Consider the following 19,145-nt stretch of genomic DNA (forward strand, 5'->3'; position numbering starts at 1 on the left):
CGTGTGGATCAGGCCGTTGCCGGGTACAGCAGGCAGTCCTCGGGCCGGATCAGCAGGTTGATCTCCTCGCCCTGGTGGCGGACGGCCGTGTGGATCCGGCAGAACATCCGCAAGCCGGGGGAGGGGCGCCTCGATGAGCACGAGGCCGTGCTGAAGGCCGTACGGGCCAAGAACCCCCGGGCCGCGCGGACGGCCATGCACGCCCACATGGACTCGGCGACGAAGCGGCTGCGGGCACGGCTCGGCGGAGGGTGAAGGCGGGGGCGGCGGGGGAGCCCGCTATACGTCAACCGGTTAACCGGTTGACGTATAGCGGACTCGGTCCGGGTCGGTGCGGCTCATGGCGACGAGGAGAGGGCGCGGCGGACGACGTACGGCAGGATGCCGCGGTGCCGGAGATAGGCCAGCTCCTGCCGGGAGAAGATCCGCAGCCGCAGTTCCACGGTCTCCTGGCCGCCCGTCGCCGCCCGCAGGCGCAGGACGACGCGGTTGGTGCCGACGGTCAGGCTGTCGAACCCTCGAAGGAGAGCTCCTGCTCGCCGGTGAAGGGGTGGGACGACGCGTCGTCTCCCTCGGTGAACTCCAGGGGCAGCACGCCCTGCCGATGAGGTTGCTGCGGTGGATGCGTTCGTACGACCCGGCGATGACCGCGCGCACCCCCAGCAGGGCCTGGGCCTTGGCCGCCCAGTCGCGGCTGGAGCTCGCCCCGTAGTTGCGCCCGGCGACCACGACCAGGTCGTAGCCCGCTTCCCGGTAGGTGGGCGCGGCCTGGTGGACGGGCAGGATGTGGGTGCCGTCGGCGGTGTACGCGTGGCCGCCGGGCCCCGGCGGTGCTTCGTCGAGCAGCAGGTTGGTGACGGCGGCGTTGGTGAAGGCGCCGCGCAGCATCACCTCGTGGTTGCTGCGGCGCGTGGAGTACTGGTTGAGATCGCGGCGGGCGACCCCGCGTTCGGCGAGCCACTGCCCGGCCGCGCCGGCGGCGGGGATGGCGCCGGCGGGGGAGATGTGGTCGGTGGTGACGTTGTCGCCGAGCCGGAGCAGGATCCTGGCGCGGTCGATCCTCACCTCGGCCGGCGGGTGGGCGGACAGGTTCGTCAGGTGCGGAGGGCGCCGGACGTACGTCGACTCCGGGTGCCAGGGGAAACGGGTGCCGCCCGGCGCCTCGATCTCCTGCCAGGCCTGGGTGCCCTTCCGGATGGGGGCCGTGATCGTCGTCGACGGCGGCGCCTCCCTGCGCACCGCCCTGCTCGGCGACCTCATGGCCGGACGCGCCCGGGACAACGGCTGGGCCGGTCTGGTGATCCTCGGTGCGGTCCGGGATGCCGCCGTGCCGGCCGGCGTCCCCGTCGGCGTACAGGCCCTCGGCACCAACCCGCGCAAGAGCGGCAAGGCCGGCAAGGGTGAGGTCGACGTCCCGGTGTCCTTCGGTGACGTCACCTTCCGTCCCGGCGACATCCTGCACGCCGACGAGGACGGGGTGGTGCTGCTCCCCGCGTCGGCGTCGAGCAGGTAGCACGCGTCGCCGTCTACGGCGCTCCGTCCGGGAACAGCGCGCGGGCGCGATCCGGGTCCGGTGAGACGAAGACGGCGTCCGCGGTGACCAGTTCGGCGGTGCGGTCCTGCTCGGTGCTGATCGAACCCGCCACGAAGATCTTGCGGTCCTCCGTGCCTGTGACGCGGGCGTGGACCCGCAACGGGGTCTCCAGCGGGACGGGCTGGTGGTACCGCGTTCGCAGGGAGACCGTCATGGCAGGGGTTCCGGCCCCGTAGCAGGCCCAGCCCATCAGTTCGTCCAGCAGCATGGCGCTCATGCCGCCGTGGACATAACCCGGCGGGCCCTCGTGGGCGATGCCCAGGGTGCAGTGGCCGACGACCCCGTCGCCGTCCGGCGTCACCCGCATGGGCGGGGCGAGGGGGCTGCCGGGGCCGGTGACGGGGCTGTACATCCGCACCCCGCCGGGGAACACGTCCACGGCCGGGATCTCCGCGCGCAGTCGCCGTCGGCCGGTCAACCGCCCGGTGAGCCGCCGGACTTCGTCCGTCATGCGGTGGAGGGCCTCGGCCGGGGCGGCGGTGCGTACGGTGGCGTCGACCAGGGCGCGCAGTTCGTGGCCCAGTGCGGCGATCGCCGCACGCTGGTGGCCCAGGTCCTCGGTGGTCGTCGACGAGGGTTCGGTGAGTGGTGCGTTCATCGTGTTTCTCGGTCAGCCGTCCGTGCGGACGAAGACGGGCTTGAGGTGCTTCTCGGGCAGGGCGTCGGGGAGTTGCTCCCAGTCGATGACGTGGGAGACGACCCGCCGGGGGTCGACCTTGCCGGAGCGGGCGAGTTCGAGGGCGTCGGGGATGTGGCCCCGGACGTTGTCCCGGGCGATGCGCAGGGTGACGCCGGTGAGGTACATGTCGAGCAGCGGCAGCTCGCCGGGACGGAAGTGGTTGCCCGCCGACTCGCACATGCCTTCCGGGGCAAGGGACTTGACGGCCAGGGCGAGCTGCTCGACGCGCCCCGTGGCCTCGACGGCGATGTCGAAGCCGTGCCGGACGGGCTCCAGCGCCTCGGCGGTGGCGGCGCCGAAGCCGCGGGCGAGCTCACGGTGCGCGGGGTCGGGATCGACGTACAGCACCTCGGAGGCGCCGAGCGCGCGGGCGATGTCGCACACGTACAGGCCGATGCTGCCGCGGGCGACGACCAGGACCCGGGCTCCGGGCCGCTGCTTGAGGTGGGGCGCCACCAGACGCCAGGACAGCGACCAGTTGTCACTGGCCGACGCCATGGCGACCGGGTCCAGATCGCCGGGCAGCGGCACCAGCATGGCGTCCGCCCACGGCACCCGGACCAGGTCGGAGAAGAGCCCGCCCCAGTTGCCGCCGATCGGTGCGCCGTACATCGCCATGTGCGGTACGGCCGTGCAGTGCGCGGTCAGTCCGGCGCGACAGTGGTCGCAGGATCCGCAGTTGACGGACCAGGGGACCACGACCAGATCGCCCGGAGCCACGGTCGTGACGGCGTCGCCGGTCTCCACGACCCGGGCCACGCACTCGTGACCGAGGGCGAACGGCGGCTCGATGAAGCCGTGCCCCGCCAGGATCGCCGAGTCGACGTCGCAGGAGGTCGCGGCGACCGGGGCGACGATCGCCTCCTGGTCCGACCGGAGTGCGGGGTCGGGCGCCTCACGCCATTCGACCGTGTGCCGGGCGACGTAGGTCAGTTCACGCATCGGCCTGCTGCCCCTTCGCCAGGGCCACGAGGTCGGCGTACCGGATGACCGACCCTCCCGCGCCCCAGGTGCCGTCGGCCTGCTCGTGGATCAGCACCCACACCCGCAGGGCGTCGGCGCGGTCGAGCCCGGCCGCGTCGAGCACCGTCTGGGTCGCCTCGTCGACCAGGCCGGCCTTGCGCCGCTCGGACAGCGCGCCCTGCGGGACCGTCACCTCGACCAGGAAGCGGGGCGCGTCGTCCTCGGCGGTGGTCTGCGCCCCCTCGGGCAGCTCGACGAGGTAGCTCCACGCCTGGGCGCGGAAGAACTCGGTGTCGGGCGCGCCCTCCCAGCGCAGCAGTGCGGCGGCGAGGTCCCGCTGGACGGTCCTGCGGCTCTCTTCGGTCAGGGAACCTGACGGGACGGTGAGCCGGATCATCGGCATGACGAAGTCTCCCCTCGTGCACTGGACACGTCTATAACAGTCGTTATAAGAGAAGCTCAGGCTAGAGTATTACAGGTGTTATAGTCAGAGGGGAGTTACGGTCTTGGCCAAATCCAGCGCGCCGTCGCGTGACCGCATCGTGGCCGGAGCGGCCGACCTGATCAGCAGGCGCGGCCTGAACGCCGCGAGCATCCGGGAGGTCGCCAAGCACGCCGAGGCGCCGCTCGGCTCGACGTACCACTACTTCCCCGAGGGCAAGCAGCAGCTGGCCACCGAGGCGGTGCGGTACGCGGGTACGGCGGTCGCGGGGATCCTGCGGAAGGAATTGGACGCCGGCCCGATCGCCGGGCTGCGCGCCTTCCTGGCCCTGTGGCGCGGCATCGTCGTCGAGAGCGACTTCCGCGCCGGCTGCCCCGTGCTGGCGGTCTCCGTCGAGGAGCCTCCGGCCGACGAGCTCCCGCCGGCCCTGGTCGCCGCCGCCGAGGCCTTCCAGGAGTGGGAGCGGCTGCTCGTCGAGACGCTGTGCGCGCACGGGGCCGACCCCGAGCAGGCCCCAGGGCTGGCGGCCCTGATCGTGGCGTCCGTCGAGGGCGCGATCGCCATGAGCCGCGCCGAGCGCAGCATGCGGCCCCTGGACCGGGTCGCGCAGCAGCTCGAGGCGTTGATTGTGGGTGCGGTGGGCCGCCCGGACTGACGGGGAGGGCTCGCGGGGGGCGCGCTCACCGCTGTGCGGAGCGTCCCGCCGTGCTGTAGGCCCGCACCGGAGACCCTCGTAGATCCCCGGCGCCGGCCGTTACGGCGGACATGTCGCGCGTCCCGCTCCGAGGGTCAGATCACCACGCCCACATGTGCCAGCGCCTGCCTCAGCAGAACCCCGTGCCCGCCCGGCATCTCGCTCTGCACCGCCGGGGACAGTGCCTCCTGCGGGCTGAACCAGACCAGGTCGAGGGCGTCCTGGCGGGGCCGGCAGTCGCCGGTGACCGGGACGACGTAGGCGAGGGAGACCGCGTGCTGGCGCGGGTCGTGATACGCCGTGATGCCCTGCGTCGGGAAGTACTCCGCGACGGTGAACGGCTGCAGCGAGGTCGGTACGCGGGGAAGCGCCATCGGGCCGAGGTCCTTCTCCAGGTGGCGCAGCAGGGCGTCACGGACGCGCTCGTGGTGCAGCACACGGCCGGAGACCAGCGTCCGGCTGACCGTTCCGTCAGCTCCGATGCGCAGCAGCAGGCCGATGCTGGTGACCTCGCCGCTGTCGTCGACGCGCACCGGCACGGCCTCGACGTACAGGATCGGCATGCGCGCGCGGGCCATCTCCAGCTCGTCGGGGGACAGCCAGCCGGGCGTGGTTTCGGTCATGTCAGACATTGCTTGATCATACTTTCCGGGAATTGCGAACGCTCAGTCGCGGGGCTGACGGGATTCGGGGGCGGGAGCGGGAGCGGCAGAGGGAGTGGGGGAAGGGGCGGGTTCGGTGGCGGGCAGTCCGTAGAGGCGGCGGGCATTGTCGCCGGCCGTCCACGCCGCGATCCGCAGCGCGTCCGGCAGGCTCAGTTCGTCGGCGTCCACCCGGTCCTGGAGCAGCTCGCCCAGGCCCTGGCGGAACGCCAGTGCGCCGAGCCGGTAGAACTCCGCCAGACCATACGCGTCCGAGCTGTACAGCAGCTTGCGGAACGGGGTGATCTCCAGGGCCTCCGCCAGGATCGCCCGGGACCGGGCGGGGCCGACGTGGTGCAGGGTGAGGCCCACGTCCAGGTAGACCTGCTCGAACACCGCGGCGAGATAGGCGGCCTGGCGCTGGTACGGCCAGCAGTGCAGGAACAGGACGGGGATCGTGCCCTTGGTGAGGTGCAGCCAGTCCGTGAGGTGGGTGGGGTCCACCCGGTGCAGCCGGATGTCGTTGTCGCCGAATCCGGTGTGCAACTGGAGGGGGAGTCCCAGGTCCACCGCCGTCCACAGCAGGTGCCGTATCAGGACCTTGTCGGCCAGCCGGCCGCCCTCCGCCATCCAGAGCCGGGCCGCCGCGGTGACGAGCGCGTCCGCCGGGCGCGCCGGGTCCAGGTCGAAGCCCGTGCGATACGCGGCCACCGACTTCACGGCCACCACGCCCGGACGCCGTACGGCCTCCTCGACGGCCGCGCGGAAGGAGCCGGCGTACCCGTCCGGCTCGACCCCCTCGGCCGCCACCGCTTCGGCGATCGCTTCCAGCCGTACGACTTCGTACGCCGTCCCGCCGGCGGTCTCCGTCAGTTCGCCGGGTGTCGTGATGCGGTGCGGGGTGTACCCGGTGTCGACGCAGAACACCTGGGTTCCGGCGGCGGCCAGGAACCGGCGGTTCACCTCGCGAACGCCCAGTTCCGCGCGCCGGGCCAGGTACGCGTCGGCGCGGGCGTGGCGCGGCAGATCGAGCAGAGGTGCGCAGTGGCGGCGCACGGCCACGCCGACCGGGGTGTCGAAGGGTGAGATGCCGGGCCAGGGTTCGCCCTCGGTGAGCAGGGACTCGAAGCCGTCGCGGTCCAGGTCGGCGGTGACCACGCCGTGGCAGTGATGGTCCACCAGCGGCAGTGCCGCGAGCGCCTCGTGGACCGGGCCGGTGGCGCTCATGTCAGTACTTCCAGCGGTACGCCGCGGCCACTTGATCGTCGTTCAGCCCGGCGACGGCATCGAGCTCGCCTTCTCGTACGGCGATCACGGCGTCGGTGAGGACCGGGCCCAGCGCGGCCCGCAACGGCTCGTCCGCACGGAAGTGTCGGACGGCCTCACGCAGCGAGACCGGTAGCCGGCGGACGCTCCTGGCTGCCGCGACCTGCGCAGCGAGATGCGCCGGATCGCCGGTGATCTCCTCGGGCAACCGCGCGCCCGACGTCAGTCCGTCCAGCCCGGCGGCGATCAGGCAGCCCAGGGCGAGGTACGGGTTGGCGGCCAGGTCCACCGGCTTGATCTCCAGGTTGGCCGCCTGGTCGCGGTGGCCCGCCGTGCCGGTGACGACGCGCAGGCCCGCCTCCCGTGTCTCCCGGCCCCATGCGGTGAACACCCCTGCCCACTGCGAGGGTTTGAGCCGCAGATAGCTGGCCGGACTCGGCGCCGTCACCGCCGTGAGGGCGGGGAGGTGGGTGAGGATGCCGGCCGCGAAGGACTCGGCCTCGGGCCGCATGCCGTGGCGGCGGGCACCGCCCGCGTGCAGATTGACGCCGTCGCGCCACGCGGAGAGGTGGACATGGCCGCCGTTGCCGACGCCCTGCGCGAGGACCGCCGGGGTGAAGGACACCGCGAGCCCGTGGCGCTGTGCCACCGCGCGGATCGTCTGCCGCACCAGCACGCTGCGGTCGGCCGCCGCCACCGGGTCGAGCGCGCTCACCGACAGCTCGAACTGCCCGGCCGCGTACTCGGGATGGAGCTGGTCGACCTCCACACCCTGCCGGGCGAGCGCCGCCAGCAGATCCGCGGTGCAGTCGCTCAACTCGACCTGGCGGGTGGCGCCGTACGCCGGTCCCGTGACCGCCGGCACGAACGCGCCGTCGGCACCGGGTGGTTGGGCGACGGCCCACTCGATCTCGATGCTCGCCCTGAAGGTGATCCCGTACCGCTCGGCGGCCTCCTGGACCGTCCGCCGCAGGAAGGTACGGCCGCACCCGGGATGCCGCTCGCCCTCCTGGGTGATCCGGTCGACCGGCGCCCACGCCCAGCCGGGCTGCCCGGCCAGCTCCACCAGGTGGTCCAGGTCGGGATAGAGACGCAGGTCGCCGTCCGGGGAGCCCAGGACGTCGGTGGTGACGGTGGAGTCGTTCGCGAGGAACGTGTCGAACACCGGCGACATGCCGACACCCCAGGCCGCCGCCGAGGCGAGCTTCGCCGTCGGGACCGTCTTCACCCGGCCGACGCCCGCCGTGTCGACGTAGGCCAGGACGATCCCGTGCACGCCCCGCCCCGACAGGTCCCCGCTCAGCGCGGTGGCCCGCTCGACGTCACCGGGACGCCCTCCCGGTACGGGGTCGGCAAGGGTGGTCATACGGTCTCCTCGACGAGCTCGGCCGGGCCGTGCCGGTGCTGTCCGTGCCGGTCCGGGTCGTGCGGTCCCTGCTGGGCGTCAGGGTTTCACGGCCACCGCGCCGTACTGCGGCACCGGAGCGGGAGAGTCGGGGGCGCGCCACTGCGAGCAGGACACCAGGCCCGGCTCCAGCAGCTCCAGACCCTCGAAGAACGCGGCGATGTCGGCGCCGCTGCGGGCCGTGATCGGCGGTGTGGCGTTCTCGTTCCAGAACTTCATCGCCGGGATCTGGCCCTCGCCGCCGAGCTCGGAGCCGAAGGTCGGGTGCGTCAGCACCAGGAGGCTGCCGGAGGGGACCGCGGCCAGGACACGCCGAACGATCTCGCGGGCCTTGTCGTAGTCCAGGACGAAGTTGAGGATGCCCAGCATCATCACCGCGACCGGCTCGGTGAAGTCCAGCGTCTGCCCGGCGCGTTCGACGATGGCGTCCGGATCGTGCACATCGGCGTCGATGTAGGCGGTGACGCCCTCGCGGGTGCCGGTGAGCAGGGTGCGGGCGTGCACGAGCACGATCGGGTCGTTGTCGACGTACACGATCCGCGAGTCGGGCGCGACACGCTGGGCGATCTCGTGGGTGTTCTCCGCCGTCGGCAGCCCGGTGCCGATGTCCAGGAACTGCCGTACGCCCCGCTCCTCGGCCACGAAGCGCACCGCCCGGCCGAGGAAGTCGCGGTCCGCGCGGGCGATGTCCCGGATGATCGGGAACATCCCGGCGACATGCTCGCCGACCTGCTGGTCGACCTCGTAGTTGTCCTTGCCGCCGATCCAGTAGTTCCACACGCGCGCGTTGTGCGCCACACCGGTGTTCAGCTTCGCCGACCCGCCCGACGGGGTGTGGCCATCGCTCACGACTTGTCCTCTCCTCGCACGCACGCACGACCGAAACCGGCCATCGCCGCCATTGTGCCGCTCCGTTGATCACGGTGTCCCGGGAATCGGCAGAGCAATTGCGGCTGTTGGCGTGCGGCGGGAGGGCTGCCGCGGATCCGTCACTCGATCTCGCTGGGCGTCGCGGCCGGCGACTTCCCGGCCAGGACGTCCTTGAGGCGCTGGGTGCCCAGCTTCACCGCCTGCTCGACGGAGTCGTGCTCGTTCCCGTCGAGGCCGCCCGCCGTGACGGTGATCGCGTCGTTGCCGACGCGTACCGCGGCGACGTCCAGGGTGAGCGTGGCCTCCTCGCCGTCGGTCGTGCCCTGCACCGTCACGCGCAGGCCCTGCCGGGCGTCGCCCACATTCGGCAGCGAGGTCTCGATGACCTGCACGGTGCGCTCCTCGCCGCCCTCGGTCATCGTGAACTGGTCGCACTCGTCCGGCAGCTTCGCCATCCAGTTCAAGGAGTCCTGCGGGTCGCTCCGGTCGTAGGAGGCGACCTGGTACAGCAGACGCGAGTCGTCCTGCGTGAAGCCGCGCAGCGCGTTCGCTCCCGATGGCTTGCCCAGCAGGTCGTCGTGGTAGAGCGAGTCCATGAGCCGCTGGCAGTCGGCGGCGTCGGCCTTGGCGGTGAGGAAGTCCGAGACGTCGACCGTGCCGATGAGCAGGGAGTCGTGCCAGTTCTCGGCCTCCGTGTCCTTCACCTGCGTCCAGTCGTCCTCGATGTCCGCCGCGGTGATCAGCGCGGTCTGCGCGCCGGCCTCGGTGAGGGTGGCCGTCGGCGAGGGGGTCGGCTGCTTCCTGGCGGCGGGGGACGCGGTGACGCCCGAGTCCCGTGACTCGTCCTTGTCGCCGTTGTCCGAGCAGGCGGCCGTGGTCAGCAGCGCGCCCGCCGCCAGGGCCGAGGAGAGAACGCGGGCGAGCCGGGACGTACGACGGGTCATCGGGAGTGCCTCCTGAGAACGTGGCGCGTGTCCCTCAGCGCACCACCGCGGCCGACGGCCCACCAGCGGCGCCGGACCGTTCGAGTGAGCCCCGCCCGGAGCGCCGGTGCCTCGGAGCCTGGGTCACGCGCCGGGCTGCGCGTGCCCGTTCTGCCAGGCCCAGGCCGCGATCTCGACGCGGTTCCGGGCCGCCAGCTTGAGCTGGACGCTGGACAGGTGCGTCTTGACCGTGGACAGGGAGACATACAGCTCGGCGGCGATCTCGGCGTTCGTACGGCCGAGGGCGACCAGGCGGACGACGTCGAGTTCGCGGTCGGTGAGCGGCTCCGTGAGCGGCGCGGACTTCGCGGGGGCGGCGGGTGCGGGCTCGGCCTCCGGGGCGGTGACGTGCTTGAGCAGGCGGACCGTGATCGACGGGGAGACCAGTGAGTCGCCGGCCGCGGCGGCGCGGACCGCCTCCGCGAGGAGCGTGGGCCCCGAGTCCTTCAGCAGGAACCCGCACGCACCGCCGCGCAGCGCCCCGTACACGTACTCGTCGAGGTCGAACGTGGTCACCACGACCACCCGCATCGGATCGGCCACGCCGGGCCCCGCCAGCAGCCGGGTCGCCTCCAGCCCGTCCAGCTTCGGCATCCGGATGTCCAGCAGACAGACGTCCGGCCGCTCCTGCCGGGCCAGCGCCACCGCCTCCTCGCCGTCGGCGGCCTCGGCGACGACGGTGATGTCGGGCTGGGCGTTGAGGAAGAAGCGGAAGCCGGTGCGGACCATCTCCTGGTCGTCGGCGATGAGGACGCGGATGGGCGCCCCGGACGGGGGTGGGGTGGTCATGGCTCGATCATGCCGCAGGGAAGCGGCCCCCGGGTGACTGCGGTCCACGGTCAGTCCGCCGTCTGCGCGGGGTCGGCCGTGACCTTGCGCAGCAGCGGTCTGCTGCCGCTGATCGCCGCGAACACGGCCAGCGCGCCGACGACCACACAGGCGGCCAGTTGCAGGGCGCCGGCGGTGTTGATCGAGGCGTCCAAGGCCTGATTGAGCCGGTAGGAGCCGTAGACACCCATCGCCGTGGTGCCGCCCGCCAGCACGACCAGCGGGAGGACCGTTTCGCGGATCCGGGCCCGGTCCAGCACCTTCAGCGGTGTTCCGGCCAGCCGCAGCAGCCCGTACACCCGGCGCCTGTCCAGGACGTTCGCGGCGGCGGTCAGACCGGCGGAAGCGGTCGCGACCAGGAAGCTCAGCGCCAGGGTGGCGGTACTGACGTCGGAGAAGCGGGCGATGGCCGTGCGGTCGTTGGCCTGCGCGTAGTCCTGGGTGTACAGCGGCGTTCCCGAGGCGGCGGGGGTGACGGCGGTGACGGCGGAGTCGATCCGCGCGGAGTCGTCGGCTGCCCCGGATCCGCCGGTTGCCGCGGATCCTTCGGCTGCCCCGGATCCTTCGGAGACATGGACGATCACGCCCGGCTCGCCGCCCAGCAGATTGTCGTAGTCGTCCTTCTTGCCGACCGTGACCGTGGCGGTGACGCCCTCGCGGTCGAGCAGCGTGCGGGCCTCGGTGGCGGTGTGCCGGGCGTGGGCCGGGGTCGAGGTGGCGATGGCGATCTGGTCCCGGTACTGCGAGGTCTCGGCGCCCAGTTGGCTGACCGCGAAGAACCCGGCCGCGAACCCGGCGAGCACCAGACCGCTGACGGTGCGCCAGGCGCCGCGCGGGTCGTCGCTGAGCCGGCGCGCGGCCAGCAGGGTGGCGGGGCGGCGTGCGAAGCGGCCCGCGAGCCTGCCCAGCCGGTCCACGACCCACGGTCCGAACAGCCAGAACGTGCCGTAGAAGAGCAGGAGGAGAGCGAGTGCCTGGCGGTTCGACATGCCGCCCCCGGAGAACTGCATGATGACGAGCAGCGCCGCCGCGAACAGCGCGAGCCTGATCCAGCGGGTGCGGCGCGGGTTCGCCTGCTGGGCGACCCCCAGCGGCGAGGTCGCCACCTGCCGCAGCATCGTCACCGCGCTGACGGTGAGGAGCGCGGTGACCCCTGCCACCACCGCCGCGAGCCAGGGCAGACCGACCCACAGCTGGCTCGGGTACCAGGCCCCGATGCCGAACGGCACCTCGGCCAGCGCGGGCAGCAGCGCCACGTAGGCGAGCGCTCCCGTCAGCGCTCCGGCCGCGCCGACGGCCGCGGCCTCGACGCCGGTCATGGCGAGGATCTGCCGCGGGGTCGCCCCTGCCAACCGCAGTGCGGCGAGCCGCTGTTCGCGCCGGGCCGCGCCGAGCCGCCCGGCGGCGGAGGAGAGCACGACGACGGGCATCGCCAGCAGCACCACGCCCAGCAGCGCACCGCCCTGGTCCATGGAGGTGAACATGCTCGCCTTGCCCCCGGCGAACCCGGAGATGCCGGCGCGCGCCGCCTGCCCCAGGTCGAACCAGGTGGCACCGCCCGCCGCGGCCTTCGAAACGGCTGGGTCACCGGGAGCCCGCCCTACCACGGCGACGAGCTCGTCCGGGGAGGCGAGCCCGGCGGCGTCGATCGTCCCGTACGACGTCACCTTCGGGAAGCGGTCGGCCAGTTGACCGGCCGGCAGCTTCCGCATCAGCTCGGCCAGGGCGGGGGAGACGTACACCTCGCCCTTCTTCGGGAAGGCCCTCAGCCCGGGCGGGGCCGGGGTCGCCTTGCGGCCGGGCAGCTGGGCCAGCGACACGACACTGACGGGTTCGTGGCGGACGTACGTCGTGGCGAGCGCCTGGACGGCGGTGGCCTGCTCGGCCGACACGGCGTCCGGGGTGCGCCAGGCAGTGCGGTCGGAGCGGACGTCCGAGCCGAGGGTGGCGGCGATCATCACCAGCATCACGAACGCGCCGACGGCGGCGGCACCGGCCGCGAGCAGCTGGCTCTGCAGACCACGGCGGCCGGAGGACCGGGCGAGGTACCAGGTCAGGGGCAGGACGGGGGAACGCATGGGCGGGTCTCCGGGAGTGGCTGTGCGGTCGGGGGACCGTGGATCGGCTGTGGCTGGTGGGGGCGGGTGCCTGTGGACTAGGTGTGGTCGGCGGGGACGGGTGGCCGTGGATCGGCTGCGGTTTGGCGCGGTCGGGGGACCGCGGACTGGGTGTCGTTCGCGCGGTCGGGTGGCCGTGTACTGGCTGTGGTTGGCGCGGTCGGGTGGCCGTGAGCTGGCTGTGGTTGGCGCGGTCAGGCGACCGTGAACTGGCTGTAGTTGCTGATCCGGCCGTCGCGGACCTGGAGGATCCGGTCGCAGTGGGCGGCGACGTCGGCGTCGTGGGTGACCATCACCAGCGCGGCTCCGGAGGCGCGGGTGACCGAGGTCAGCAGCTGGACGACCTCCTCGCTGGTGCGCTGGTCCAGGGCTCCGGTCGGCTCGTCGGCGAAGACCACGTCCGGTTCGGCGACCAGCGCGCGGGCGATGGCGACGCGCTGCGCCTGGCCGCCGGAGAGCTGTCCGGGGCGGCGCTGCTCCAGGCCCTCCAGGCCCAGCGGCGCGAACCAGCGGCGGGCACGGGCGACGGCCTGCTTGCGGGGTATGCCCTCCAGCATCAGCGGCAGCGCGACGTTCTCCTCGGCGGGCAGTTCCGGCAGCAACTGGCCGAACTGGAACACGAACCCGAACCGCTTGCGGCGCAGATCGCTCAGCTTGTTCTCGCTCAGCCTGTCCACGCGCTCGCCACGCAGCAACACCTCACCGCCGTCGGGCCGGATGATCCCGGCGAGGGTGTGCAACAGGGTCGACTTGCCGGACCCCGACGGGCCCATGATCGCCAGCGAGTCGCGCTCGCGGACCTCCACGTCCACACCCGCCAGGGCGGTGGTGGGGCCGTACTTCTTGACGAGGCCGTAGCCGGCCAGGACGGTGCTCATGTTGTGTCGTCGCCCCTTCTCAGCGCTCGAACTTCCACGTGACGCTCTGGGCGTCGGCCTCGGTCACACGGACGGGTATGCGGACCACCTCGCCGTCGCTCTTCCTGCCGGTGCAGGTGATGGAGGCCCCGGCCACGGCCTTGAGGCCGGTCGGGCAGGAGACGGAGGAGAGCTTGTCGCCGACCCAGGGCAGCGGGTGGTACTTGCTCTGGGTGCGGATCGCGACGATGTCCGCCGCGAGCGCCCGGTGGCCGCCCACCGATGCCGTGCTGTACCCGTCCAGGCCGGTGGTCGACTCGGTGCCGCCGAACAGATATGTGCCGAGGCCGCCCAGCGCGACCACGGCGCTCACTCCGCCGACGACGCCGACGGCGAACTTGCTGCGCTGCATCGAGTGCTCCAGATGTCCGTGGTGAGGATGCGCCACCACCCTCGCCCGCGGGCCCGGGCACGCACCTCGGCCATAAGGCCGGAGTCGGCGACGCGCCCCTCGGCCGAACGGCCGATCCCGCCCCGCGCGGCCTCGCCTACCGTGATCGGCATGAAGTCTGCTTCTCCCCGGGGCTGTGCCCGTGGCTTCGCCGTCGGCCTCCTGCTCGCCGCCTGTGTCGTCGACGTCCTCTACGCGGGGTCCGACGGGACGAGCGTCATACCGACGGCGGGCCCCGTCTGGCCGACCCTGGCCGTCCTGTCGGTGGGTCTGGCCGCTCTGCTGTGGCCGGACGAGCGGCGGCCCGAGTGGCTCACCCCGCAGGTGCGCACCGCCGTGCCCGCCCTCGCCTCCGCCCTGTACACGGTGGGCTCCCTGCTGGCCGGGGCGCAGAACATGTTCGGTCCCGGCGAGGCCCTGATCCTGCTGTGCACGCTGTTCGTCGCGGTACGGCACTGCCCGCCGCGCTGGGCCGTGATCTGCGGGGTCCTCGACGCGGTCGCCCTGCTCCTGCTGCCGGTGCGGTTCGCCCGGTCAGTCGGCGGGGACGCGCAGGGCTTCATGCTGCTCGGCGTGGTACTGATCGGCATATTCGCCGGGCTCGCCGTCTACCTGCGCACCATGGACTACCGGCGGACGCTCGCCGTCAGCGAGACCCGGCGCGCCGAACGCCTCGCCATCGCCGCCGACCTGCACGACTTCGTCGCCCACCATGTCACCGGGATCCTCGTGCAGACGCAGATGGCCCGCATGATGGCGCAGACCCAGCCGCAGGAGCTCGACCCGGTCCTGGCCGGCATCGAGCGCGCCGCCACCGAGGCCCTCGCCTCGATGCGCCGCACCGTCGGCGTGCTCCGCGACACCGATGAGGAGTCGGCCGAGCGCCGCCCCGTCGGCGACCTGGCGGGCATCGCCGACCTGGCGGACGGCTTCGCGAGCCCGGTCCAGCAGGTCACCCTGCGCCGCGACCCCGCCGTCTCCGACGACCTGCCTCACGAGGTGCAGGCCGCGGCCTTCCGGGTCGTCCAGGAGGCGCTGACCAACATCCGCCGCCACGCGGCCGACGCCGCACACATCGAGGTCCGCCTGCGGGACGACGCCGGCCGCCTGGAGGTGTCGGTGGCGGACGACGGCAGAGGCGGCACCCAGCTTCCCGCGGCCGCCCACGGCGGCGGCTTCGGCCTGGTCGGCCTCAAGGAGCGGGTGACCGCGCTGGGCGGCGACCTGCACGCCGGGCCGCGGGGCGGGGTGGGGTGGGAGGTGCGGGCGGTGTTTCCGGTGGGGAAGTCCTGACGGACCGTGGTACCGAACAGCCTCCCCTGCTGTTCAATGAGAGCGAACGGCCTCTGGTCCGTGCACGGTCCGTCGAGAGGAGCCGCCCATGCCCCCCGCCGCCGTTCCGCCTCTCGGCGAGCGCATCCGGCAGGCACGCCTCGCGCGCGGCACGAGCCTGCGGGCGCTCGCCCGTGAGATCGGCATGTCGGCGAGCCTCGTCTCGCAGATCGAGAACGGCAAGAGCCAGCCCTCGGTCAGCACCCTGTACGCCATCACGACCGCCCTCGGCATCTCCGTCGAGTCCCTCTTCGAGGCGGGCGAGTCCGCTGCCGCGTCGCTGCCGGCCCCCGGCACCGTCGTGCACGCCCTGGCCGCCTTCGCCGCCGACCCCGGCCGCCGCATCGGCCCGCTGGTGGCACCGGGCGATCGGGAGGTGCTGGAGCTGGACTCGGGCGTCACATGGGAGCGTCTCGGCCATGTCCCCGGCACCGACGTGGACTTCCTGCTGGTGACGTACCGGCCCGGCGGCGCATCCTCCAGCTCCGGCGGCCTCATGCGCCACACGGGCACCGAGTACGGCTATCTGACCTCGGGCGAGCTGATCCTCACCCTCGGTTTCGAGGAGCACACACTGCGTCCCGGCGACGCGGTCTGCTTCGAGTCGACGACCCCGCATCGCTACCGCAATGATGGTGCTGTACCGGCCGTGGGCGTCTGGTGCGTGTTCAGTGGTACTTGACACCCGCGGCACGCGGACGTTCACTCCGAGGTGGGGGTGGTCGCCATGGCGATCCACACATTCGGACCCAACGCCGTCGACTGGGAAGAGCGCGTCGACCTGGACCGGCTGCGCAGGCAGCGGCTGGCCCGCCTCAACGAGACCCTGAACCGCTCCGAGCTGGGCGCGGTGCTCAGCTTCGACTTCGCCAACATCCGCTACATGACCGCCACGCACATCGGCACCTGGGCGATGGACAAGCTGATCCGCTTCGCCCTGCTGGTGCGCGGCGCCGAACCGGTGGTCTGGGACTTCGGCTCCGCCGCCCGCCACCACCAGCTCTACAACCCGTGGCTCGACTACAGCGACGGCAAGGAGGGCCCGCCCACCGGCGCCCGCGCCGGCATCTCCACGCTCCGCGGCGCCTTCCACCCGGACGCGGGCATCGCCGAGGACGTCGCCGCGAAGATCGCCACCGAGCTGCGCGCCCACGGCCTGGCCGGCGAGCCGCTCGGCATCGACGTCGCCGAGATGCCGGTCCTCACCGCCCTGCGCGCCGAGGGCCTCGACGTCGTCGACGGCCAGCAGGTCTTCCTGGAGGCCCGCCGCCTGAAGACCCCGGACGAGATCTCCCTGCTCACCCAGGCCTGCGCGATGGTCGACGCGGCATACGAGGAGCTGTACGGCCATCTGCGCCCCGGCGTGCGCGAGAACGAGTGCGTCGGTGTGGTCAGCAAGGTGCTGTACGACCTCGGCAGCGAGTATGTCGAGGGCGTCAACGCGATCTCCGGCGAGCGCTGTTCACCCCATCCGCACGTCTACAGCGACCGCCTGATCCGCCCCGGCGACCCCGCCTTCTTCGACATCCTGCACAGCCACCTCGGCTATCGCACCTGCTACTACCGCACCTTCGCCGTCGGCAGCGCCTCCCGCGCCCAACGCGACGCCTACGTGCGCTGCCGTGAGTACATGGACCAGGCCATCGCCCTGGTCCGCCCCGGCGCCACCACCGCCGACATCGTCCAGGTCTGGCCCCGCGCCGAGGAGTTCGGCTTCGCCGACGAGACCGCCGCCTTCGCCCTCCAGTACGGGCACGGCGTCGGCCTGTCCATCTGGGAGAAGCCGATCTTCAGCCGGCTCGTCTCCCTCGACCACCCCGAGGTCCTCGAAGAGGGCATGGTCTTCGCGCTGGAGACCTACTGGCCCGCCGCCGACGGCTGGTCCGCCGCCCGGATCGAGGAGGAGCTGGTCGTCACCGCCGACGGCTGCGAGGTCATCACCAAGTTCCCGGCGGAGGAACTGCTGGTGGCGGGCCGCAAGTACTGGACGGTGGGCGGCGAACTCAACACCCGACGCGAGTCGCAGTCCCATCTCAACACCCCGCACGGCGACGGGCCGCGCTGATGGACCGGGCCGAACTCCTCGCCGCCTACGAGCAGATGGCCGTCATCCGCCGTACCGAGAAGGCCGCCCACGACCTGTTCCTCCAGGGCCTGGTCAAGGGCACCACCCACCTCGCCGCCGGACACGAGGCCATCGCGGTCGGCGCGAGCGCCGCCCTGCGCCCCGACGACTACGTCTTCGCCACCTACCGGGGACATCACCACGCGATGGCGCGGGGTGCCACCCCGCAGGAGTGCCTCGCCGAACTCATGAGCCGGGCGACGGGGTTGTGCCGGGCCAAGGGCGGCTCCATGCACCTGACGAAGGCGTCCACCGGCATGCTCGGCTCCTACGCCATCGTCGGTGCCCACCTCCCGATGGCCGCCGGCGCCGCCTGGTCGGCCAGGCTGCGCGGCACCGACCAGATCGCGGTCGCGTTCTTCGGCGACGGCGCCACCAACATCGGCGCCTTCCACGAGGCGCTCAACCTGGCCGCCGTGTGGAAGCTGCCGGTGCTGTTCGTCTGCGAGAACAACCTGTACATGGAGTACACGCCGATCGCCGACGTCACGGCCGTGGCCAGGCCCGCGGCCGACCGGGCGCCCGCGTACGGCATCCCGGGCGAGGTGGTGGACGGCAACGACGTCGTCGCCGTCCAGGAGGCGGTGGCCCGGCTGGCGGGTCGGGCCCGGGCAGGGGACGGGCCCGCACTGCTGGAGGCACAGACCTACCGGCACTTCGGGCACAGCCGCGCCGACCCGGCGACCTACCGGCCGGCCGAGGAGGTCGAACGCTGGCTGAAGCACGACCCGTTGGACCTCGCGCGCGGGCGGCTGGTCGAGATGGGGGTACCGGCCGAGACGGTCGCCGAGGCCGATGACCGAGCGAGTGCCGTCGTACGAAAGGCGGTTGAGGCCGCGAAGGCCGCCCCGTCGCCCGATCCGGGCGAGGCGCTGACCGACGTATGGGCGGACGGAGGTGCGGCGTGGCGGACGTGATCAGCTACCGGGAGGCGGTCGCCGAGGGCATCGCGCGGGAGATGCGGCGCGATCCGTCCGTGGTGTGCCTGGGCGAGGACATCGGCGAGGCAGGGGGTGTGTTCAAGACGACCGTCGGGCTGCTCAAGGAGTTCGGGCCCGAGCGGGTGTGGGACACGCCCATCTCCGAGCAGGCCATCGTGGGCGCCGCCATGGGTGCTGCGATGACCGGGATGCGGCCGGTGGCCGAGATCATGTTCTCCGACTTCCTGGCCTGCTGCTGGGACTACCTCGCCAACGAGATCCCGAAGGTCCGCTACATGACGGGCGGTCAGGTCACCGTCCCGCTCGTCGTGCGCACCGCCAACGGCGGCGGGCTCGGCTTCGGCGCCCAGCACTCCCAGGCCACCGAGAACTGGGCGTTCACGATCCCGGGGCTGAAGATCGCCGCACCGGCGACCCCGGCCGACGTGATCGGCATGATGGCCGCGGCGATCCGCAGCGACGACCCGGTCGTCTTCTTCGAACACAAGGGGCTCCTCGCCTCCAAAGGCGCGCCCGCGCCGCCGGACCACCTCGTCGAGCTGGGCCGTGCCGCCGTCGTCCGCGAGGGCGCCGATGTCACCCTCGTCGCGCTCGCCTCGATGGTGCCGGTCGCGCTGAAGGCCGCCGAGCTGCTGTCCGGCGAGGGCGTCGAGGCGGAGGTCGTCGACCTGCGCTGCCTGGTGCCGCTGGACGTCGCCACCGTGCTGGCCTCGCTCGGGCGGACCTCGCGGCTCGTCACCGTCGAGGAGAACCCGTACCAGGGCGGCTGGGGCGCCACGCTCGTCTCGGTCGTCGCCGACGAGGGGTTCGGCCTGCTGGACGCGCCGGTCAGGCGGGTGGCGGGGGAGTGCGTCCCGCTGCCGTTCGCCGACGCGCTGGAGGAGCGCGTGATCCCCACCGTCGACAAGGTCGTGGCGGCCGTACGCGGACTCGCCGCTTACTGAACACCCCATGGGA

Annotated in this window: 22 protein-coding genes; 8 read left to right on the forward strand and 14 right to left on the reverse strand. The window is 72.6% G+C overall.

From position 1 onward, the window contains the following. The first annotated feature begins 3 nt into the window (after positions 1-3). The gene (locus ABD932_RS17090; protein ID WP_345013488.1) at positions 4-255 is read left to right on the forward strand and encodes an FCD domain-containing protein; all 252 of its coding nucleotides are present in this window, start codon (positions 4-6) and stop codon (positions 253-255) included. Between the two features lie 39 nt (positions 256-294). Here the strand turns inward: ABD932_RS17090 and ABD932_RS17095 are convergent, their stop codons facing one another. After that, the gene (locus tag ABD932_RS17095; RefSeq protein WP_345013490.1) at positions 295-1,239 is read right to left on the reverse strand and encodes a hypothetical protein; all 945 of its coding nucleotides are present in this window, start codon (positions 1,237-1,239) and stop codon (positions 295-297) included. Between ABD932_RS17095 and ABD932_RS17100 the strand changes: the two genes are divergently transcribed. Then, positions 1,205-1,513 carry an RraA family protein gene (locus tag ABD932_RS17100; RefSeq protein WP_345013492.1) on the forward strand — a complete coding sequence of 103 codons (309 nt, stop codon included), beginning with the start codon at positions 1,205-1,207 and terminating at the stop codon, positions 1,511-1,513. The genes ABD932_RS17095 and ABD932_RS17100 overlap by 35 nt on opposite strands. A gap of 13 nt (positions 1,514-1,526) precedes the next feature. On the opposite strand, the gene ABD932_RS17105 is transcribed toward ABD932_RS17100, so the two are convergent. Genes ABD932_RS17105 through ABD932_RS17115 form a run of 3 tightly spaced genes read right to left on the reverse strand, consistent with a single transcriptional unit; the run spans position 1,527 to position 3,639 of the window. Continuing rightward, entirely contained in the window at positions 1,527-2,192 is a 666-nt protein-coding gene (locus ABD932_RS17105; protein ID WP_345013494.1) for a PaaI family thioesterase, read from the reverse strand. Positions 2,193-2,204: 12 nt separating this feature from the next. Then, the gene (locus ABD932_RS17110; protein ID WP_345013496.1) at positions 2,205-3,215 is read right to left on the reverse strand and encodes a zinc-dependent alcohol dehydrogenase; all 1,011 of its coding nucleotides are present in this window, start codon (positions 3,213-3,215) and stop codon (positions 2,205-2,207) included. Then, positions 3,208-3,639, reverse strand: a complete 432-nt coding sequence (locus ABD932_RS17115) for a tautomerase family protein (protein ID WP_345013498.1) — start codon at positions 3,637-3,639, stop codon at positions 3,208-3,210. Before ABD932_RS17115 ends, ABD932_RS17110 begins: the two co-directional genes overlap by 8 nt. A 103-nt stretch (positions 3,640-3,742) precedes the next feature. Between ABD932_RS17115 and ABD932_RS17120 the strand changes: the two genes are divergently transcribed. After that, complete coding sequence (locus ABD932_RS17120) at positions 3,743-4,333, forward strand: TetR/AcrR family transcriptional regulator (RefSeq protein ID WP_345013500.1); 591 nt, start codon at positions 3,743-3,745, stop codon at positions 4,331-4,333. Between the two features lie 134 nt (positions 4,334-4,467). On the opposite strand, the gene ABD932_RS17125 is transcribed toward ABD932_RS17120, so the two are convergent. From ABD932_RS17125 to ABD932_RS17170, 10 genes are all read right to left on the reverse strand, one after another. Further along, the gene (locus tag ABD932_RS17125; RefSeq protein ID WP_345014447.1) at positions 4,468-4,995 is read right to left on the reverse strand and encodes an NUDIX hydrolase family protein; all 528 of its coding nucleotides are present in this window, start codon (positions 4,993-4,995) and stop codon (positions 4,468-4,470) included. Positions 4,996-5,037: 42 nt separating this feature from the next. Continuing rightward, positions 5,038-6,240 (reverse strand): amidohydrolase family protein, encoded by a 1,203-nt coding sequence (locus ABD932_RS17130; protein ID WP_345013503.1) that lies wholly within the window; start codon positions 6,238-6,240, stop codon positions 5,038-5,040. 1 nt (position 6,241) lies between these two features. Then, entirely contained in the window at positions 6,242-7,645 is a 1,404-nt protein-coding gene (locus tag ABD932_RS17135) for a glutamine synthetase family protein (protein ID WP_345013505.1), read from the reverse strand. Positions 7,646-7,723: 78 nt separating this feature from the next. Beyond that, the gene (locus ABD932_RS17140) at positions 7,724-8,533 is read right to left on the reverse strand and encodes an SAM-dependent methyltransferase (RefSeq protein ID WP_345013507.1); all 810 of its coding nucleotides are present in this window, start codon (positions 8,531-8,533) and stop codon (positions 7,724-7,726) included. 140 nt (positions 8,534-8,673) lie between these two features. Beyond that, complete coding sequence (locus ABD932_RS17145) at positions 8,674-9,498, reverse strand: hypothetical protein (protein WP_345013509.1); 825 nt, start codon at positions 9,496-9,498, stop codon at positions 8,674-8,676. Positions 9,499-9,621: 123 nt separating this feature from the next. After that, positions 9,622-10,326, reverse strand: a complete 705-nt coding sequence (locus ABD932_RS17150; RefSeq protein WP_345013511.1) for a response regulator — start codon at positions 10,324-10,326, stop codon at positions 9,622-9,624. A gap of 50 nt (positions 10,327-10,376) precedes the next feature. Then, complete coding sequence (locus ABD932_RS17155; RefSeq protein ID WP_345013513.1) at positions 10,377-12,443, reverse strand: FtsX-like permease family protein; 2,067 nt, start codon at positions 12,441-12,443, stop codon at positions 10,377-10,379. A gap of 233 nt (positions 12,444-12,676) precedes the next feature. Next, on the reverse strand, positions 12,677-13,360 hold the full coding sequence (locus ABD932_RS17160) for an ABC transporter ATP-binding protein (RefSeq protein WP_345013515.1): 684 nt from the start codon (positions 13,358-13,360) through the stop codon (positions 12,677-12,679). 19 nt (positions 13,361-13,379) lie between these two features. After that, the gene (locus ABD932_RS17165; RefSeq protein WP_345013517.1) at positions 13,380-13,751 is read right to left on the reverse strand and encodes a DUF4333 domain-containing protein; all 372 of its coding nucleotides are present in this window, start codon (positions 13,749-13,751) and stop codon (positions 13,380-13,382) included. Further along, complete coding sequence (locus ABD932_RS17170) at positions 13,709-13,903, reverse strand: hypothetical protein (protein WP_345013519.1); 195 nt, start codon at positions 13,901-13,903, stop codon at positions 13,709-13,711. Before ABD932_RS17170 ends, ABD932_RS17165 begins: the two co-directional genes overlap by 43 nt. Between ABD932_RS17170 and ABD932_RS17175 the strand changes: the two genes are divergently transcribed. From ABD932_RS17175 to ABD932_RS17195, 5 genes are all read left to right on the forward strand, one after another. Beyond that, complete coding sequence (locus ABD932_RS17175; RefSeq protein WP_345013521.1) at positions 13,902-15,083, forward strand: sensor histidine kinase; 1,182 nt, start codon at positions 13,902-13,904, stop codon at positions 15,081-15,083. The genes ABD932_RS17170 and ABD932_RS17175 overlap by 2 nt on opposite strands. An 88-nt stretch (positions 15,084-15,171) precedes the next feature. Then, positions 15,172-15,804, forward strand: a complete 633-nt coding sequence (locus ABD932_RS17180; RefSeq protein WP_345013523.1) for a helix-turn-helix domain-containing protein — start codon at positions 15,172-15,174, stop codon at positions 15,802-15,804. A 45-nt stretch (positions 15,805-15,849) separates the two neighbouring features. After that, positions 15,850-17,187 (forward strand): M24 family metallopeptidase, encoded by a 1,338-nt coding sequence (locus ABD932_RS17185; protein WP_345013525.1) that lies wholly within the window; start codon positions 15,850-15,852, stop codon positions 17,185-17,187. Continuing rightward, positions 17,187-18,164 carry a thiamine pyrophosphate-dependent dehydrogenase E1 component subunit alpha gene (locus ABD932_RS17190; RefSeq protein ID WP_345013527.1) on the forward strand — a complete coding sequence of 326 codons (978 nt, stop codon included), beginning with the start codon at positions 17,187-17,189 and terminating at the stop codon, positions 18,162-18,164. Before ABD932_RS17185 ends, ABD932_RS17190 begins: the two co-directional genes overlap by 1 nt. Then, a complete protein-coding gene (locus tag ABD932_RS17195) occupies positions 18,152-19,132 on the forward strand; it encodes an alpha-ketoacid dehydrogenase subunit beta (RefSeq protein ID WP_345013529.1) in 981 nt (326 codons plus the stop codon). Before ABD932_RS17190 ends, ABD932_RS17195 begins: the two co-directional genes overlap by 13 nt. Positions 19,133-19,145: the final 13 nt, after the last annotated feature.

Source organism: Streptomyces shaanxiensis (assembly GCF_039537145.1).
GTDB classification, from domain to species: Bacteria; Actinomycetota; Actinomycetes; order Streptomycetales; family Streptomycetaceae; genus Streptomyces; species Streptomyces shaanxiensis.

Excerpts from the sequence above, each read along its gene's own strand:
- ABD932_RS17105 (WP_345013494.1), bottom strand. The coding sequence starts at position 2,192 with ATGAACGCACCACTCACCGAACCCTCGTCGACGACCACCGAGGACCTG.
- ABD932_RS17110 (WP_345013496.1), bottom strand. The coding sequence starts at position 3,215 with ATGCGTGAACTGACCTACGTCGCCCGGCACACGGTCGAATGGCGTGAG.
- ABD932_RS17115 (WP_345013498.1), bottom strand. The coding sequence starts at position 3,639 with ATGCCGATGATCCGGCTCACCGTCCCGTCAGGTTCCCTGACCGAAGAG.
- ABD932_RS17125 (WP_345014447.1), bottom strand. The coding sequence starts at position 4,995 with ATGACCGAAACCACGCCCGGCTGGCTGTCCCCCGACGAGCTGGAGATG.
- ABD932_RS17130 (WP_345013503.1), bottom strand. The coding sequence starts at position 6,240 with ATGAGCGCCACCGGCCCGGTCCACGAGGCGCTCGCGGCACTGCCGCTG.
- ABD932_RS17135 (WP_345013505.1), bottom strand. The coding sequence starts at position 7,645 with ATGACCACCCTTGCCGACCCCGTACCGGGAGGGCGTCCCGGTGACGTC.
- ABD932_RS17145 (WP_345013509.1), bottom strand. The coding sequence starts at position 9,498 with ATGACCCGTCGTACGTCCCGGCTCGCCCGCGTTCTCTCCTCGGCCCTG.
- ABD932_RS17150 (WP_345013511.1), bottom strand. The coding sequence starts at position 10,326 with ATGACCACCCCACCCCCGTCCGGGGCGCCCATCCGCGTCCTCATCGCC.
- ABD932_RS17155 (WP_345013513.1), bottom strand. The coding sequence starts at position 12,443 with ATGCGTTCCCCCGTCCTGCCCCTGACCTGGTACCTCGCCCGGTCCTCC.
- ABD932_RS17160 (WP_345013515.1), bottom strand. The coding sequence starts at position 13,360 with ATGAGCACCGTCCTGGCCGGCTACGGCCTCGTCAAGAAGTACGGCCCC.
- ABD932_RS17165 (WP_345013517.1), bottom strand. The coding sequence starts at position 13,751 with ATGCAGCGCAGCAAGTTCGCCGTCGGCGTCGTCGGCGGAGTGAGCGCC.
- ABD932_RS17175 (WP_345013521.1), top strand. The coding sequence starts at position 13,902 with ATGAAGTCTGCTTCTCCCCGGGGCTGTGCCCGTGGCTTCGCCGTCGGC.
- ABD932_RS17170 (WP_345013519.1), bottom strand. The coding sequence starts at position 13,903 with ATGCCGATCACGGTAGGCGAGGCCGCGCGGGGCGGGATCGGCCGTTCG.
- ABD932_RS17180 (WP_345013523.1), top strand. The coding sequence starts at position 15,172 with ATGCCCCCCGCCGCCGTTCCGCCTCTCGGCGAGCGCATCCGGCAGGCA.
- ABD932_RS17185 (WP_345013525.1), top strand. The coding sequence starts at position 15,850 with ATGGCGATCCACACATTCGGACCCAACGCCGTCGACTGGGAAGAGCGC.
- ABD932_RS17190 (WP_345013527.1), top strand. The coding sequence starts at position 17,187 with ATGGACCGGGCCGAACTCCTCGCCGCCTACGAGCAGATGGCCGTCATC.